Raw genomic sequence first — 16092 nt, forward strand, 5'->3', positions numbered from 1 at the left:
CCTCAGCCCTTGAAGTACTCCGAAATGTCTGTCACGAGCTCGTTGACGGCGGCCGGGATGGAGCCGTGGAAGCCTTTGGGGGAGAGCTCGTAGGTGCTCCCGGGCACGGCCGCGTGCAGGCGCTCCGCCGTGACCTTGTAGTAGCTCGGGCTCTTGCCGCCGGCCATGAATTGGGTGTTGGACGGCAGCACGCTGAAGTCCCGGGCATGGTCCTTTTCGTTGTACGCCGCCCGCAGTTCGCCCACGCCGCTGGGCATCACCTCACGGAACATCCGGTTGACCTTGGTCCGCGACAGCAGCGCCATGAGCCCGGCCAGGACCGGTTCAGGGATCCGGGCCATGGCGGTGCCCGGGGCGGTTGCCTTCTTCATGTGCGCCAGCGCGTGCCCCACCTTGCCCTGGTTGACGGCGTCTTCGAATGAGTCGAGCCACCTGGTGTCAATACTGCCGTCGATGTTCACGGCGGCGTCGTACACGGCGAGCTTGTCCGGGACGTATGAAGTGCCGGTGAATTCCTGGACCGCGTTCAGGGCAACGGACCCGCCCAGGCTGTGGCCCAGGATGTTCCTGGCGCCGGTGGCGTCCAGGACGGTGCGGACGTCCGCGATCTCCGTGCCCATGCAGTAGTCCGCGGGCTGTTCGGAGGAGCGACCACGGCCGCGGCGGTCATAGACGTCCACCGCCCAGCCGTCGCCGAGGCCCTTGGCCAGTGCGATCGAAAAGGGCCGGTAGATCAGTGCCGTCAGGAAAGCGCCGCCGATCAGGACCACCCGCCGCGTGCCGGGCGCGTCCTCGGTGCCGTAGCTGTACAAGGCCAGGCGGCCGCCGTCGTGCGTTGGAAGGAGCCGTTCTTTCACCCTCCCCATCCTAGGCACGCAAAAGCGCTGCCCATGGCCGGTAAACTTGATGACTGTGACTTCCCAAAACACCCCCGCCCCCAAGAACGCCCCCGAGCCCCTCGACGCCAGCGAGCAGATGCGGATCCGCATGGAGAAGCGCGCCAAACTGATCGAGCGCGGCACGGAAGCGTACCCGGTGGGAGTGGAACGGACGCACTCCCTCGCGGAAATCCGTGAAAAGTACGCCCACCTCGAAGCGGACGACACCACCGGCGACGTCGTCGGCGTCACCGGCCGCGTGGTCTTTGTCCGCAACACCGGCAAGCTGTGCTTCGCCACGCTCCAGGAGGGCGGCACCGACGGCAAGGGCACCCGCCTGCAGGCCATGCTCAGCCTCGCGAACATCGGTGAGGAGGCACTCGCCGACTGGAAGGCCCTGGTCGACCTCGGCGACCACGTGTTCATCAAGGGGGAGGTCATCTCCTCCCGCCGCGGCGAACTGTCCATCATGGCCGAGTCCTGGAGCATGGCTTCCAAGGCACTGCGCCCGCTGCCGGTGCTGCACGCCGAGCTCAACGAAGAAACCCGCGTCCGCCAGCGCTACGTGGACCTGATGGTTCGCGACGAGGCCCGCGAGATGGTCTACACCCGCGCCGCCATCACCCGCTCCATTCGCGAAACCCTGTTCCGGCACCGCTACGTCGAGGTGGAGACCCCCATCCTGCAACTGGTCCACGGCGGCGCCCTGGCCCGCCCCTTCGAGACGCACATGAACGCGTTCGACCAGAAGATGACCCTCCGGATTGCCACCGAGCTGTACCTGAAGCGCGCCGTGGTCGGCGGCATCGACCGCGTCTACGACATGGGCCGGGTATTCCGCAACGAAGGCGTGGACTCCACCCACAGCCCGGAGTTCACCACGCTGGAGTGCTATGAGGCCTGGGCGGACCAGTTCGTCATGGCCGAGCGCATCAAGGAGATCATCCTCGACGCCGCGGACGCCGTGGGTGCCGGCCGCACCATCCAGACCGAAGCCGGGGAGATCAACCTCGACGGCGAGTGGGCCTGGCTGGCCGTTTACCCGGGACTTTCCGACGCCGTTGGCCAGGAAGTCACTCCGGACACTCCGCTGGAGGTGCTCCGCGAGATCGCCGAAACGCACGAGGTCAAGGTCGACCCCAAGTGGGACGCCGAAAAGCTCGCCGTGGAACTGTTCGGCGAGATCGTCGAACCCACCCTCCTGAACCCCACCTTCGTCTATGACTACCCGCCGTCCGCCCAGCCGCTGGCCCGGCCGCACCGCAAGGACGGCCGCCTCATCGAGGCCTGGGACCTGATCATCGGCGGCATGGAGCGCGGCACCGCCTTCTCCGAGCTGATCGACCCCGTGATCCAGCGCGAGCGGCTCACCGAGCAGTCCCGGCACGCCGCGGCCGGTGACGATGAGGCCATGCAGCTGGACGAGGACTTCCTGCGGGCCCTCGAGTACGGCGCACCGCCCATGGGCGGCATCGGCCTCGGTATCGACCGCCTGGTGATGCTCTTCACCGGAGCCGGTATCCGGGAGACCATCCTCTTCCCGCTGCTGAAGCCCGAAGGCCACTAGGCATGGAATACGTAGCAGTCCTCCTGCCCTCGGTGGTGGTTGGCCTGATTTTCTGGTTCGCCATGAAGGCCATCTTCAACGCCGACAAGTCGGAAAGGCAGGCCGAGGCCCGCGCCCAGGCGGAAGCCGACGCGCGGGCCGCCCAGGCCGGAAACGGGCCGGCCCGGGAAATTCCGCCCACGGAAGTCCAGTCCACCGACCGCCCGGACCCCGAAGCGAAATAAAAAATCCCCTAATCCGCTGCGGTTATCCCCAAGGAACCAATAGGCGCTTTGACGCGTTGCCATAATCAGAGTCATACTTTTTTTGGGAAACATCCTGCTTTTCTGAAAACCGACTTTCCAGCAAGAGGAAGACTTTAATGGCACAGAAAGTAAACATCATCCTCGTTGATGATCTGGATGGGGGATCCGCGGACGAGAATGTGAAGTTCGGCCTCGACGGGGCCAACTACGAGATTGACCTATCCGCCGCGAATGCGGCTGAACTCCGGTCTTCGCTGGAGCGGTTTATCAACGCCGCCCGGAAGGCGTCGGGTGGCCGCGGGGCCGCCCGTTCGGCTAAAGCACCCGCAGGGGGCCGCAGCCACGATTCAGCCCAGATCCGGCAATGGGCCCGCGATAACGGCTACACCGTTAACAGCCGCGGCCGAATTCAGGCAGAAATCCAGGAAGCCTACCAAAAGGCGAATTCCTAGGGTTCGCCCTGGACCTGGTTTAAACCCTGCTTCCCGGTACCGGGAGGCAGGGTTTTTTGGTTTTCGCCGGCAAATCCCAGGACGCCCCGCCGCCGTCGTAATTTCTCCACTCGTTTGTGCACCTTGAAGGCGGCTGCGGCGATTAAAAAGATTGCTGTATTCCGAAGGCCGGCTGCGCTTCCCTGCCCTGTTCCCGGGGCGGTGGCGGCCCCCGGAGCCGGGGGCCGCAGGTTATTCCCGGCGCTGCCCGGTTTCCCCTGTGGCGAACACGCTCCACAAGACAGGGCCCGCCACGTAGCATCAAAGTACGTCGTAGCTAGGAGTGTGGCGAAATGTTTGAGCGATTTACGGACCGTGCCCGTCGCGTAGTTGTGCTTGCCCAAGAAGAGGCACGCATGCTGAACCACAATTACATCGGTACCGAACACATCCTCTTGGGTCTGATCCACGAGGGTGAGGGCGTTGCCGCCAAAGCTCTTGAGTCCTTGAGCATTTCGCTCGACGGCGTTCGCGAGCAGGTGCAGGAGATCATCGGCCAGGGCCAGCAGGCACCGTCCGGCCACATCCCCTTCACGCCCCGCGCCAAGAAGGTGCTGGAGCTCTCGCTCCGCGAAGCCCTCCAACTCGGCCACAACTACATCGGCACGGAGCACATCCTGCTCGGCCTGATCCGTGAAGGCGAAGGCGTCGCCGCCCAGGTGCTGGTCAAGCTCGGCGCCGACCTGAACCGGGTCCGCCAGCAGGTCATCCAGCTCCTCTCCGGCTACCAGGGCAAGGAAACCACCGGCGCCGGCGTCGGCTCCGGGCAGCCCGAAGGCGCCCCGGCCGGGTCCGTTGTGCTGGACCAGTTCGGCCGCAACCTCACCCAGGCTGCGCGCGAGAACAAACTCGACCCCGTCATTGGGCGCGAGCAGGAGATGGAACGCGTCATGCAGGTCCTCTCCCGCCGGACCAAGAACAACCCCGTCCTCATCGGCGAGCCCGGCGTCGGCAAGACCGCCGTCGTCGAAGGCCTCGCCCAGGCGATCGTCCGCGGCGACGTGCCGGAGACCATCAAGGACAAGCAGCTCTACACCCTGGACCTCGGTTCCCTGGTGGCAGGTTCCCGCTACCGCGGCGACTTCGAAGAGCGCCTGAAGAAGGTCCTCAAGGAGATCCGCACCCGCGGCGACATCATCCTGTTCATCGACGAGATCCACACCTTGGTGGGTGCCGGTGCCGCCGAGGGTGCCATCGACGCAGCCTCGATCCTGAAGCCCATGCTGGCCCGCGGCGAGTTGCAGACCATCGGTGCCACCACGCTGGACGAGTACCGCAAGCACATCGAAAAGGACGCCGCGCTGGAACGCCGCTTCCAGCCGATCCAGGTCAAGGAACCCTCCGTGGCGCACGCCATCGAAATCCTCAAGGGCCTGCGCGACCGCTACGAGGCACACCACCGGGTCACCATCACCGACGGCGCCCTGGCCTCCGCTGCCAGCCTCGCCGAGCGCTACATCTCGGACCGCTTCCTGCCGGACAAGGCAATCGACCTGATCGACGAAGCCGGTGCCCGCCTGCGCATCCGCCGGATGACCGCTCCGCCGGAGCTGAAGGCCATGGACGAGCGCATCGCGAAGCTGAAGATGGAGAAGGAATCCGCCATCGATGCACAGGACTTCGAAGGCGCCGCAGCGCTCCGCGACAAGGAGCAGAAGATGATCGCCGAGCGCTCGGAGAAGGAGCGCCACTGGAAGTCCGGCGGCATGGATGACATCTCCGAGGTGGATGAGGACCTCATCGCCGAGGTGCTGGCCAACTCCACCGGCATCCCCGTCTTCAAGCTGACGGAGGAAGAGTCCTCGCGCCTGCTGAAGATGGAAGAGGAACTGCACAAGCGCGTGGTCGGCCAGGACGAGGCCATCAAGGCACTGTCCCAGGCCATCCGCCGCACCCGTGCAGGGCTCAAGGACCCCAAGCGCCCCGGTGGCTCGTTCATCTTCGCCGGCCCCACCGGCGTCGGCAAGACCGAGCTCGCCAAGGCCCTCGCGGAGTTCCTGTTCGGTGAAGAGGACGCCCTCATCACCCTGGACATGTCCGAGTACTCCGAGAAGCACACCGTCTCGCGGCTCTTCGGCGCCCCTCCGGGCTACGTGGGCTACGAGGAGGGTGGCCAGCTGACCGAGAAGGTCCGCCGCCGTCCGTTCTCCGTGGTGCTGTTCGACGAAGTTGAGAAGGCCCACGCGGACCTCTTCAACTCGCTGCTGCAGATCCTGGAAGACGGCCGCCTGACCGACTCCCAGGGCCGCGTGGTGGACTTCAAGAACACCGTGATCATCATGACCACCAACCTGGGCACCCGGGACATCTCCAAGAGTGTTGCCACCGGTTTCCAGTCCGGCACCGACACGCAGACCGGCTACAACCGCATGCGCGCCCGTGTCACGGAGGAACTCAAGCAGCACTTCCGCCCCGAGTTCCTGAACCGTGTGGATGACGTTGTGGTGTTCCCGCAGCTGACCCAGGACGAGATCATCGAGATCGTGGACCTGTTCGTCACCCGCCTGGAGAAGCGCCTCAAGGACAAGGACATGGGCATCGAGCTCACGCCCGCCGCCAAGGTGCTCCTGGCAACCCGCGGCTACGATCCCGCCATGGGTGCCCGGCCACTGCGCCGCACCATCCAGCGCGAGATCGAGGACCAGCTCTCGGAGAAGATCCTCTTCGGCGACATCCACCCCGGCGACATCGTTGTGGTGGATGTGGAAGGCGAAGGCGACGACGCGAAGTTCACGTTCGCCGGCAACGCCAAGCCCCGCATCCCGGAGATCGCTCCGAGCGTCTAGATCCTCCAACAAACGGCACCAACGCCGGAAGCCCCGCCCGCTCCATAAGGAGCCGGCGGGGCTTTCGCTTGCCCGGCCGCGTGTGGCTGCTGTGCCCCAAGCCACAAACCGTGTTGAATCAGGGGCATGGCTAATCAGAATCCGGCGATCCCGGACGAGCAACCACAGACACCTTTCCACGACCTCGACCACTACCTGTCCATCCCGCGGGTGGCCGGCCTGAGCCTGAGCCCCGGCGGGGACAGGCTGGTGACCACCGTGAGCACCCTGAACGGCAAGGGCACGGAGTTCGGCACCGCCTTGTGGGAACTGGACCCCGCCGGGCAGAAGCACGCCAGGCGCATCACCCGCAGCGCCAAGGGCGAGGCCGGGGCAGCGTTCGCCGCCAACGGTGACGTCTACTTCACGTCCGCCCGCCCCGATCCGGACAGCCCCGACGAGGAACCGGTCAACGCCCTCTGGCTGCTCCCGGCCGACGGCGGCGAGGCCCGCGTTGTCCTCAGCCGTGCCGGCGGAGTGGGCCGCGTACTCACCGCAAAGGCTGCGGACGCGGCGTTTGTGGTTGCCGAGGTCCTTGCCGGCGCGGCGGACGAGGATGACGACGCCGAGCGCCGCAAAGCCCGCAAAGACAACAAGGTGTCCGCCATCCTGCACAGCGAGTATCCGGTGCGCTTTTGGGATGCCGATCTCGGCCCCGGGCAGCCGCGGATCTTCGCCGTCGAGCAGGGCACGGAGAAGGAACCGGGCAAGCCAGCCACGGTGGACGCGACAGCACCGCTGGAACTGCGCAACCTCACGCCCGACGCCGGCCCGCGGCTTCGTGAGGCGGAGACAGTCGTCAGCCCGGACGGCCGCACCATCTACACCAGTCTCACCAAGCCCTTGGCCCGGGCGGACAGCCGCTCCATCCTGGTGGCCGTGGATGTGGCGTCCGGCAGCACCAAAGTCCTGCTCGACCACGAGGGCATGAGCTATTTCCCCGGCCCGGTCAGCCCGGACGGCACAGCGCTGGCGGTGGTCAGCGAAAGCGACTCCACGCCGCTCCGGGCCCCGGAGGTCAAGCTGCACCTGCTGGACGTCTCGAATTCCGGGGACGGGGCGGCCGGCCTGCAGCCGCTCGCGCACGACTGGGACCGGTGGGCCAAGCCGGCCGCCTGGCTGCCGGACGGTTCCGCCCTCCTTGTGACAGCGGACGACGACGGCGCGTCGCCGGTCTTCCGGATCAGCGTTCCGGCCGCTGCCGCTGAAGTAAGCGTCACCCGGGTGACCCAGGACGCCGCGGCCTACTCCGACGTCGTGGTTTCGCCTGAGGGGCGCTACGCCTACGCCCTGCGAAGCTCGTACGAATTCCCTGCGGAAGCCGTGCGGATAGACCTGGCGACAGGCGAGACGTTGCGCCTGCCCGCGCCGGCCGAACGGCCAACCTGCCCCGGCAGGCTGGAGCGGATCGCTGCCACCGCGCCCGACGGGTCCCGCGTGCCGGCCTACCTGGCGTTGCCGGAGGGGGCCTCCGCGGAGAAGCCGGCTCCGCTGCTGCTGTGGATCCACGGCGGACCGCTGGGATCCTGGAACGCGTGGACCTGGCGGTGGAACCCGTGGCTGCTCACCGCCAAGGGTTACGCGGTGCTCCTGCCCGACCCCGCGCTGTCCACCGGGTACGGGCAGGCTTATATCCAGCGCGGCTGGGGTTCCTGGGGCAAGGCGCCCTACACGGACCTCATGGCCGTCACGGACGCCGCCGTTGAACGCCCTGACATCGACGCCGCCAGGACCGCCGCCATGGGAGGTTCATTCGGCGGGTACATGGCCAACTGGGTCGCCGGGCAGACCGACCGGTTCAAGGCCATCGTCACCCACGCCAGCCTGTGGGCCCTGGACCAGTTCGGACCCACAACCGACGCCTCCCAGTACTGGCTGAAGGAAATGACCGAAGAGATGGCGCTGGACAACTCGCCGCACCTTCACGTGGAAAAGATCCGCACCCCCATGCTGGTCATCCACGGCGACAAGGACTACCGTGTCCCGATCGGGGAGGGCCTTCGGCTCTGGTACGAGCTCCTGTCCAAGTCGCAGCTGGCAGCGGACCAGGACGGCCAGACCCCGCACCGATTCCTCTACTTTCCTGACGAAAACCACTGGGTCCTGCAGCCGCAGCACGCGAAGGTCTGGTACCAGGTCGTGGAGTCATTCCTCTCCCGCAACGTCCTGGGCGAGGAAGTGGCACTGCCGGCCAGTCTGGGGCTCTAGCAGCGCTCTGCCGCGCGTTCCGGTGGCCGGGACGCGCGGGCGGGGCTGACCGGTCAGAGGAACCTGATCATGCGGGTGTTGCCCAGGGTATTGGGCTTGACCCTTGCCAGGTCGAGGAACTCGGCAACGCCTTCGTCGTGCGAGCGCAGCAACTCCGAGTACACCACCGGGTCCACAGCGGACTGGTCCGCCATCACTTCGAAGCCGTGGCGCTTGAAAAAGTCCACTTCGAACGTGAGGCAAAAGACCCGGGCCACGCCCAAAGCCCGCGCCTCTGCAAGAAGGCTTTCCACCAGCACGTGCCCCACGCCCTTGCCGCGCCAGTCCTCCGATGCCGCCAGCGTGCGGACCTCCGCAAGGTCCTCCCACATCACGTGCAGGGCCCCGCAGCCTATGACCTCACCGTCGTCCGCTTCTGCGATCCGGAATTCCTGGAGGCTTTCGTAATAGGCAACCGTCTCCTTTGCCATCAGGATCCTGCGCTCGGCCAGCGGCGCCACGAGTTTCTTAATCGCGGACACGTCGCTGGTGCGGGCAGGGCGGATATGGAAGGAGTCGCTCACAGGCCAATCCTAGTTCTCCCCGCCGAATGGACCGGACAGCAGTACGCGGCGCGGACGCAGGATAGGCCGGGCCGAGCAACCCGCCGCCGCATTGGTTTTATTCAAATCTATGGATAAACTAGGGTGCGGCTGGGAATGGGGGGCCTCAGCAAAGGGACAGTCATTGGGGGCTGTCCCTTTGCTGCATCTGCCTCCGACCAGCGGAAACCTACCGTCGGCGCGGCCGCCGGTAGTAGGGTCGAAAAGACATCCTTCAGGAGCACAGCCAGGAGCCCCGCCGTGAAGAAACTGATCAACGACCCCCGGTCTGTTGTGGACGAATCCGTCCAGGGCTTCGGCCTGGCCCATGCCAACCTGGTGGACGTTAACGCGGATCCCACCTACATTACGCGCAAGGACGCGCCGGTAATCGGCAAGGTGGCTCTCGTGTCCGGCGGAGGCAGCGGCCACGAGCCGCTGCACGCCGGCTTCGTGGGACGGGGAATGCTCGACGCCGCCGTGCCGGGGGCGGTGTTCACCTCACCAACGCCGGACCAGATCCTTCCGGCGACCCTCGCGGTGGACTCAGGCGCCGGCGTCGTGCACATCGTCAAGAACTACACCGGCGACGTCCTGAACTTCGAGACGGCGGCCGAACTGGCCGAAGCCGAGGGCAGCAGCGTCCGCACAGTCCTGGTCAATGACGACGTCGCCGTGGAGGATTCCCTGTACACGGCGGGACGCCGCGGTGTCGGCGGGACCGTGCTCGTGGAAAAGATCGCCGGCGCCGCCGCAGAACGGGGCGATGACCTTGACGCTGTGGCGGGCATTGCCGGCCGGGTGAACGCCAACGTACGCACAATGGGCGTTGCACTGTCCGCCTGCACGGTCCCGCACGCCGGCTCGCCCAGCTTCGACCTCGCCGGGGACGAAATCGAAATCGGCATCGGCATCCACGGCGAGCCGGGGCGGCACCGGATTCCGATGGAAAACGCGGACGCCATCACCGACCGCCTCCTGGAACCCGTCCTGGCCGACCTGAACATCGGCCCCGGCGACAAGGTCCTGCTCTTCGTCAACGGCATGGGTGGTACTCCGCTGAGCGAGCTCTACATTGTTTATCGCCGGGCCGCCGAGGTGCTGGCAGGCCGGGGAGCCACCGTGGAGCGCTCCCTGGTGGGGAACTACATCACCGCGCTGGACATGCAGGGCTGCTCGATTTCGGTCCTCCGGCTGGACGACGAACTGACGGACCTTTGGGACGCCCCGGTCCACACCGCAGCCCTTCGTTGGGGGGTGTGACGGTGATCCTGGACGTCAACTGGGCCGTCAAGTGGCTGACCCTCTGTGCGCAGGCGATGGCCGAACACCGGGTGGAGCTGATCGAACTGGACCGTGCCATCGGCGATTCCGACCACGGCGAGAACATGGACCGCGGCTTCCAGGCCGTCCTGGACAAACTGGCGGAAACCGCGCCGGAGACACCGGGGGCGGCGCTGAAGCTGACGGCCATGACCCTGATGTCCAAGGTGGGAGGCGCGGCGGGCCCACTGTACGGCACCGCATTCCTGCGCGCGTCCGCAGCGCTTGGCGACACCGCCGAAATCGACCAGGCCACATGGGCCGCCGCGCTCGCCGCCGCAAGGGACGGCATTGTGGCGCGCGGCAAGGCGGAGCCCGGGGACAAGACCATGGTGGACGCCTGGACCCCGGCCGCGGAAGCTGCGCAGGCGGCCGCCAACGCCGGCAGCGCCGATATCCTCACCGTCCTGGTGGCTGCGGCCGAGGCCGCGGAGGCCGGAGCCGTGGCCACCGATCCGCTCGTCGCCCGGAAAGGCCGTGCCAGCTACCTGGGGGAGCGGAGCGCCGGCCACCGGGATCCCGGGGCGGCCTCCAGCGCACTGATCCTGAGGGCAGCGGTGGGGGCTGCTGCGTGACGGTCAGCATCGTTGTGGTCTCCCATAGTGAAAAGATCGCCGACGGCGCGGCCGAGCTTGCCGCCCAAATGGCACCGGACGTCATGATCCTGGCAGCCGGGGGGACCTCGGACGGCAGGATCGGCACCAGCCTCGAAAAAGTCCTGGCCGCCGTTGAACAGGCCGCGGGCGGGGACGGGGCGGTAATCCTCACGGACCTGGGCTCGGCCGTCATGACAGCGGAATCGGCAGTGGAGTTCGCGGGTGATCCCGACGGCGTGGTGCTGGCCGACGCGCCCCTGGTTGAAGGGGCCGTGGCAGCATCGGTGGCCGCCCAGGGCGGGGCGGACGTGCAGGCCGTCAAGCGCGCCGCCGAGTCCGCCGGGCGGCCGCAGCATCAGGGTCGGCCGCCGCAGCGCGACGTTTCCGAGGGGTCAGTTACAGGTGAAGGGCCGGACTTCACAGGGGACTTCGAGCTCATCAACCAGGCGGGAATGCACGCCCGCCCGGCCGCCAAAATTGCCGGCGGGCTGTCTTCCCTGGACGCCGAGGTGACTGTGAACGGGGTGGATGGGGCGTCCATGACGGCGCTGATGACCCTTGCCGCCGGAAAGGGGTCCATCCTGCACGTCGAGGCCTGGGGGGTGGACGCCGAACGGGCGGTCAACTACGTGGGCGGCCTGGTCCAGGCAGGGTTCGGCGAGCCGTAGGGACGGCAATCCCTGCCCTGCGGTGTGTTCCCGCCGGCTTTGCCGCCCCTGCGAATAAGCTCGATGCCATGGAACGGCAGGACCCCGAAGACAACTACCCGGTAATCGAAGTGCTGGAGGGCCAGATGTCTGTGGAGGAACTGCTCGCCGAGCTGGGCTTCGAGTGGGACTCAGGCGCCGCCGCTGTTGACGTTGCGGGGGAACCCGCCGACGATTCCTGCAGCCAGCCCGCATTGTTCTGAACCGTGCCAATTCCCTGTCAGGCGGGCTGCCGCTTGGTTCAGGCCTGTTCCCGGAGGCCGGAAGCGTCCAAGGTCACCGAGGCGACAATGAATTTGCCGCACTGCTCACCGAACGGATAGGTGGCCTTCGGCCGGAACTCCAGGGTTTGCACGGGCAGGCCGGACCCGTTCGCCGCCGTGCCGGACGCCGTGACGGTCATCAGCGATTCGGTCAGGGTATCCAGCATCAGGGTCCCCACTTTTGTGCCGTCCGGCGAAGCTGTGGCCGAGCAGACACCGTCCGGGTGATCGGACGTGCAGCCCTGGTCAATCGAGGCACTTCCCGGCCACAATTCGATGTCCCCTTCTTTGCAGGCGCCGTCCTGGCATGCCTTCAGATAGAGCGAACTGACCTGGGGCGCATAGTCCGCGGTGACGGTTACGGAGACCGCCGTGGCCTGGGCAATAGCCGGGCAAGGAACCGCGCCCGGCCCCGGTCCGCACCCCGAGGCGAGTCCCGCCGTCGTCAGCAATGCCAGAAGCAGCCCGCGCCTACGCATATTTTCAGCGTAGAACCACGGAGGCAGGCGGGCGCCGGCGCAGGCCAAGTGACACCAGCATTGTTATGCGCGCAGCACCACCGGCACCAAAAGGAGACAGAAGCCCGCCGCGGCCGCGTCAGGCGGGCAGCCGGTAGCCGCCCTCGTGCAGCTCGGCCAGGCCGTCGGCAAGCAGTCCTGCCAGCGACCGCTCCAGTTGTTCGGGCGGCGGATTCAGCCGGTGCAGCGCGGCAAGCGGCACACCGATCCCTTCCGGAGCGAAGCCCAGGTCCGCCGGTTCATGGTGGAACATTTCAGGCGGCACCGGCATCTCGGCCAGCCGGAGCACCGCGACCACGGCCCCGCGGACCTGGCGGTCGGTACCGTGCCAGGCCTGCCCTTTCGGAACGTACGACGGCGGCGGCTCGCCCGCGGCACGCCAGGCACAGGAATCCATGACGGGACAGGCCGGGCATTTGGGTGCCCGGGCGGTGCACACCAGGGCGCCCAGCTCCATGACCGCAGCGTTCCAGCGTACGGAAGTGCCGCCGTCGTCCGGTAAAAGCGAAGCGGCCAGGCGCATCTCCGCCGCGGTCAGCGCCGGGGCCGGAAGGGCGGTGCCCGAAACCAGCCGGGCGTGGACACGGCGGATGTTGGTGTCAACCACCGTTTCCCGGCGGCCGTAGGCAAAAGCTGCCACTGCCGCGGCCGTGTAGCTTCCCACCCCCGGAAGCGACAACAGCTCCTGGTAGGTGTCCGGGACCTTGCCACCGTGCTCCTCGACGATCGCCACCGCGGCGGCATGCAGCCGCAGGGCGCGGCGCGGATAGCCAAGCCGCCCCCAGGAACGTACAGCTTCGCCGGAGGGCTCGCCGGCCAGGCCAGCAGGAGTTGGCCACCGCTTGAGCCATTCCTGCCACACCGGCAGGACCCGCACCACGGGGGTCTGCTGCAGCATGATCTCACTGACCAGCACACCCCAGGGCGAACAGGAGGGCTCGCGCCAGGGCAGGTCGCGGGCGGTCTCGGCGAACCAGCCGTTGATCCTGTCATGCAGGAGCCGCAGCTCCGGGGCGTTTTTCGGCAAGGCTGCGCGCGTGGGGGAGGAAGTCTTGGTATCGATGCCAAACACTGTAATGGATGGGTTTCGGGACGCTGAAAACAGATGTGACGCAGGCGTCGGCCGCCCGGCGGCGTGGTGGCAGGCCAGAATGCCGGCGGTTCCCTAGCCTAGGAGGATGGGCAGGGACGGGGATTCAGCATCACGCGGCAAGGCATCGGCATCGGGCTCCAGCAGTGTCCGGAAGGCCAGCCCTGCCGTCTACCGCCGGCGCCGGCTGGTGGCAGGCGGCGCCCTCCTGATGGTCATCGCCCTCGTGGTCAGCGGGTTCGCCATGGCCGGCCTGTTCGGAAGCTCTGAACAGGCCTCGTCCACTGACCCGGCGACCGGCGCGCCCGCGTCTGCGGCCGCCACCGGATCTCCGTCGGCTTCCCCGGCCGCATCCGCTGCACCCACCCTCACGGCGCCTGCCACCCCCACCTGCAACCAGAACCTTGTGACTGTCTCCGCCTCCACCGACAAGGCCGCCTACGGTCCGGAGGAGAACCCGATGCTGACACTGAAAGTGACCAACGGCGGGACGGTGCCGTGCCAGGTGAACATCGGCACGTCGCAGATGGAGTTCCTGGTCACCAGCGGCCCGGACCGCGTCTTCTCTTCCCGGGACTGCCAGACCACCAGCGAAGACCTGGTGAAGGTCATCGCTCCGGGTGCCAGCGAGACGGCAAACTTCCCCTGGTCCCGGAACCGCACAGTGGAAGGCTGCTCGGTGGTTGATGCCAAGCCCGGCGCAGGCGGAGCGTATTACATCTTCACCGCCAAGCTTGGCTCGAAAGCCAGCCCGAAGGCGGTCTTCCAGTTGAACTGAAGGTCTCCCAAGCCGCTGCTCCGTAGATGTCCTTTTGGGGCCTCAAAACGACATAGACGGAGCAATCGATGTTTGTTTACAGGAAGCGGTCCAGCAGGCTGGCTTCCGCCATGCGGCTCAGGCCCTCGCGGACGGTCCGGGCCCGCTGGTCACCGATGCCGTCCACGGTCATGAGGTCGTCGATCGTGGCGGCCATCAGGAACTGCAGCCCGCCGAAGTGGTCCACCAAGCGGTCGGCCACGGCCTTGGGAACAGCTTTCAGGCCGGAGAGGAGGCGGTAGCCGCGGGGCTGGACGACGGCGTCGAGGTTGGCTTCTCCGCCGGCAAAGCCCACGATGCCGGAGATTTTGCCGAGGTCGATCAGCTCCGTCGGGCCCAGGTTCACCAGGGCGCTGACGGCATTCTCGATATCCTCCGGCGAGGCGTCGGGGCTGGCGTAGTCGCGGATGATGACGTCGCTGCCGGGGCCGCGGCCCACTGTGAGTTCGTCGAGCTGGAGGGACAGGAGCCGGCCGTCCTCACCGAGTTCCAGGACGTACTGGGAGATCTCCTCGGAGATCCGGCGGACCATTTCCTGCCGCTGCAGGGTGACCGCCACGTCCCTGACTGTCACCATCGCCTCGATTTCCAGCGCGGACAGTGAGCTGGTGACCTGGTCCAGTCGGGAGCGGTAGCGTTCCAAAGTGGCAAGGGCCTGGTTGGCCCGGGCCAGGACCTTCTCGGAGCCCTCCAGCACATGGCGCAGGCCGTTCACGTACAGGGCGATGATCTGCATGGACTGGCTAACAGAGATGACCGGGACCCCGGTCTGGATGGCGACGCGTTCGGCGGTGCGGTGGCGGGTGCCGGATTCCTGGGTTTCGATGCTGGAATCGGGCACCAGCTGCACGGCCGCGCGGAGGATGTTGCCCGCGTCCCGGTCGCAGATGATGGCGCCGTCCATCTTCGCCAGCTCGCGCAGCCGGGTGGGGGAGAACTCGATGCCGATGTCGAAGCCGCCGGAGCAGATGGAATCCACCGTGCGGTCGGAGCCGAGGACGATCAGGGCCCCGGTCCGTCCGCGGAGGATCCGCTCAAGGCCGTCCCGCAGCGGCGTCCCGGGTGCCACCCTGCCCAGAGTCGCCCTCAATGATTCTTCGGGGCTCCGCGCCATAGGTTTTTCCCTTCAAAGGTGCGGACTGCCGCCCGCAAGAACGCCGGCAAATGGTGCTGAACCGGCAGGATGAAAAGTGCTCATTTTCCCGCAAGCTCAATGATAGGGGCAAGAAAGCCAACTTCCGCACGGGTAAGCCCCAAAGTGCCCCATTAGGGGGCTCCCGAAAGTGGGTGCGGGAGAGCTGGGGAGGCCGCTTGCCTGCGGGTACTTTTTGGGCTTCCCGGGGCAGAAGCAGGCCAGGCTCGCCGGGGCCGAATGAGCCGGCCGATTGAGCCGGGCCGATTGAGCCGGGCCGATTGAGCCGGGCCGATTGAGGCGGGACAGTCAGGCCGGGACAGTCGGGACGGGCCAGTCCAATCCGGTCAGGCCAGCCGCGTGATGGTGCGCGCTTCGCTGTCCCACATCCGGGCTCCGGTGCACCGGCCCTGCAGCCGCAGCTCCAGCAGGTCCATCGCGGTGCCCATGAGGGCTGCCGGAACGCGGCGGCCGAGGGTGACGTGGGGGGTCCAGGCGTCGGGCCGGGTCAGCGGAAGAGCCTCCGGTAAACCCTCGTGAAGGGAGCGGTGCAGGCCGAAGAGCGCGGCCGTCATCAACACCGACCGCGCGAGCACGTACTTCCCCGACCCTGCGGCAAACACCTGGACGCCCGGAAGTTCGACGTCCAGTGGCAGCTCCTCCCAAAGGCGGGCGTGCCCTGCCAGCGGGAGGTCACTGCCCGCCGCGAGTGTGATGTGCGGGCTGTTGCTGGGCGACGTGTGCCCCGCAAGGCTGGGAATCCCGGCCGCCGCCAGCCTGGACCAGTCCGCCCTGATGGCCGAGTCGGTGGAGTCGTCGAAAACCAGCTCGATGCTGCGCATGGTCACATC

16 protein-coding genes are annotated in these 16092 nt (G+C 67.1%); 10 read left to right on the forward strand and 6 right to left on the reverse strand.

Annotation, left to right across the window (positions count from 1 at the left end):
• Positions 1-2 precede the first annotated feature (2 nt).
• Entirely contained in the window at positions 3-857 is an 855-nt protein-coding gene (locus ACYQ1Z_RS12630) for an alpha/beta fold hydrolase (RefSeq protein ID WP_459792873.1), read from the reverse strand.
• A gap of 49 nt (positions 858-906) precedes the next feature.
• Between ACYQ1Z_RS12630 and lysS the strand changes: the two genes are divergently transcribed.
• The 5 genes from lysS to ACYQ1Z_RS12655 all read left to right on the forward strand — a co-directional run bounded on the left by lysS (position 907) and on the right by ACYQ1Z_RS12655 (position 8214).
• Positions 907-2445: a lysine--tRNA ligase gene (lysS, locus tag ACYQ1Z_RS12635; RefSeq protein WP_459792874.1), complete on the forward strand. Its 1539-nt coding sequence runs from the start codon at positions 907-909 to the stop codon at positions 2443-2445.
• A gap of 2 nt (positions 2446-2447) precedes the next feature.
• The gene (locus tag ACYQ1Z_RS12640) at positions 2448-2669 is read left to right on the forward strand and encodes a hypothetical protein (RefSeq protein WP_459792875.1); all 222 of its coding nucleotides are present in this window, start codon (positions 2448-2450) and stop codon (positions 2667-2669) included.
• Positions 2670-2806: 137 nt separating this feature from the next.
• Positions 2807-3142, forward strand: a complete 336-nt coding sequence (locus ACYQ1Z_RS12645; protein ID WP_459792876.1) for a histone-like nucleoid-structuring protein Lsr2 — start codon at positions 2807-2809, stop codon at positions 3140-3142.
• 332 nt (positions 3143-3474) lie between these two features.
• Positions 3475-5967, forward strand: a complete 2493-nt coding sequence (locus ACYQ1Z_RS12650; protein ID WP_459792877.1) for an ATP-dependent Clp protease ATP-binding subunit — start codon at positions 3475-3477, stop codon at positions 5965-5967.
• A gap of 126 nt (positions 5968-6093) precedes the next feature.
• Complete coding sequence (locus ACYQ1Z_RS12655; protein WP_459792878.1) at positions 6094-8214, forward strand: S9 family peptidase; 2121 nt, start codon at positions 6094-6096, stop codon at positions 8212-8214.
• Between the two features lie 53 nt (positions 8215-8267).
• On the opposite strand, the gene ACYQ1Z_RS12660 is transcribed toward ACYQ1Z_RS12655, so the two are convergent.
• Positions 8268-8777, reverse strand: a complete 510-nt coding sequence (locus ACYQ1Z_RS12660) for an amino-acid N-acetyltransferase (RefSeq protein ID WP_459792879.1) — start codon at positions 8775-8777, stop codon at positions 8268-8270.
• A gap of 279 nt (positions 8778-9056) precedes the next feature.
• Between ACYQ1Z_RS12660 and dhaK the strand changes: the two genes are divergently transcribed.
• From dhaK to ACYQ1Z_RS12680, 4 genes are all read left to right on the forward strand, one after another.
• Positions 9057-10058: a dihydroxyacetone kinase subunit DhaK gene (dhaK, locus tag ACYQ1Z_RS12665; RefSeq protein WP_459792880.1), complete on the forward strand. Its 1002-nt coding sequence runs from the start codon at positions 9057-9059 to the stop codon at positions 10056-10058.
• A 2-nt stretch (positions 10059-10060) separates the two neighbouring features.
• On the forward strand, positions 10061-10693 hold the full coding sequence (gene dhaL / locus ACYQ1Z_RS12670) for a dihydroxyacetone kinase subunit DhaL (protein ID WP_459792981.1): 633 nt from the start codon (positions 10061-10063) through the stop codon (positions 10691-10693).
• Positions 10690-11382, forward strand: a complete 693-nt coding sequence (dhaM, locus tag ACYQ1Z_RS12675; protein WP_459792881.1) for a dihydroxyacetone kinase phosphoryl donor subunit DhaM — start codon at positions 10690-10692, stop codon at positions 11380-11382. The genes dhaL and dhaM overlap by 4 nt, the downstream gene beginning before the upstream one ends.
• Before the next feature lie 68 nt (positions 11383-11450).
• A complete protein-coding gene (locus tag ACYQ1Z_RS12680; RefSeq protein WP_459792882.1) occupies positions 11451-11624 on the forward strand; it encodes a hypothetical protein in 174 nt (57 codons plus the stop codon).
• 38 nt (positions 11625-11662) lie between these two features.
• On the opposite strand, the gene ACYQ1Z_RS12685 is transcribed toward ACYQ1Z_RS12680, so the two are convergent.
• Together ACYQ1Z_RS12685 and ACYQ1Z_RS12690 are read right to left on the reverse strand one after the other, a co-directional pair.
• A complete protein-coding gene (locus ACYQ1Z_RS12685; RefSeq protein WP_459792883.1) occupies positions 11663-12163 on the reverse strand; it encodes a hypothetical protein in 501 nt (166 codons plus the stop codon).
• Between the two features lie 118 nt (positions 12164-12281).
• A complete protein-coding gene (locus ACYQ1Z_RS12690; RefSeq protein WP_459792982.1) occupies positions 12282-13100 on the reverse strand; it encodes an HhH-GPD family protein in 819 nt (272 codons plus the stop codon).
• Positions 13101-13380: 280 nt separating this feature from the next.
• On the opposite strand from ACYQ1Z_RS12690, the gene ACYQ1Z_RS12695 reads away from it, so the two are divergent.
• On the forward strand, positions 13381-14070 hold the full coding sequence (locus ACYQ1Z_RS12695) for a hypothetical protein (RefSeq protein WP_459792884.1): 690 nt from the start codon (positions 13381-13383) through the stop codon (positions 14068-14070).
• Positions 14071-14146: 76 nt separating this feature from the next.
• Here ACYQ1Z_RS12695 and disA read toward each other — a convergent pair whose 3' ends face one another.
• Entirely contained in the window at positions 14147-15223 is a 1077-nt protein-coding gene (gene disA / locus ACYQ1Z_RS12700) for a DNA integrity scanning diadenylate cyclase DisA (RefSeq protein WP_459792885.1), read from the reverse strand.
• Between the two features lie 365 nt (positions 15224-15588).
• Positions 15589-16083, reverse strand: a complete 495-nt coding sequence (locus tag ACYQ1Z_RS12705; RefSeq protein WP_459792886.1) for a 2'-5' RNA ligase family protein — start codon at positions 16081-16083, stop codon at positions 15589-15591.
• Positions 16084-16092 lie beyond the last annotated feature (9 nt).

It is taken from the genome of Arthrobacter sp. AD-310 (genome assembly GCF_054656615.1).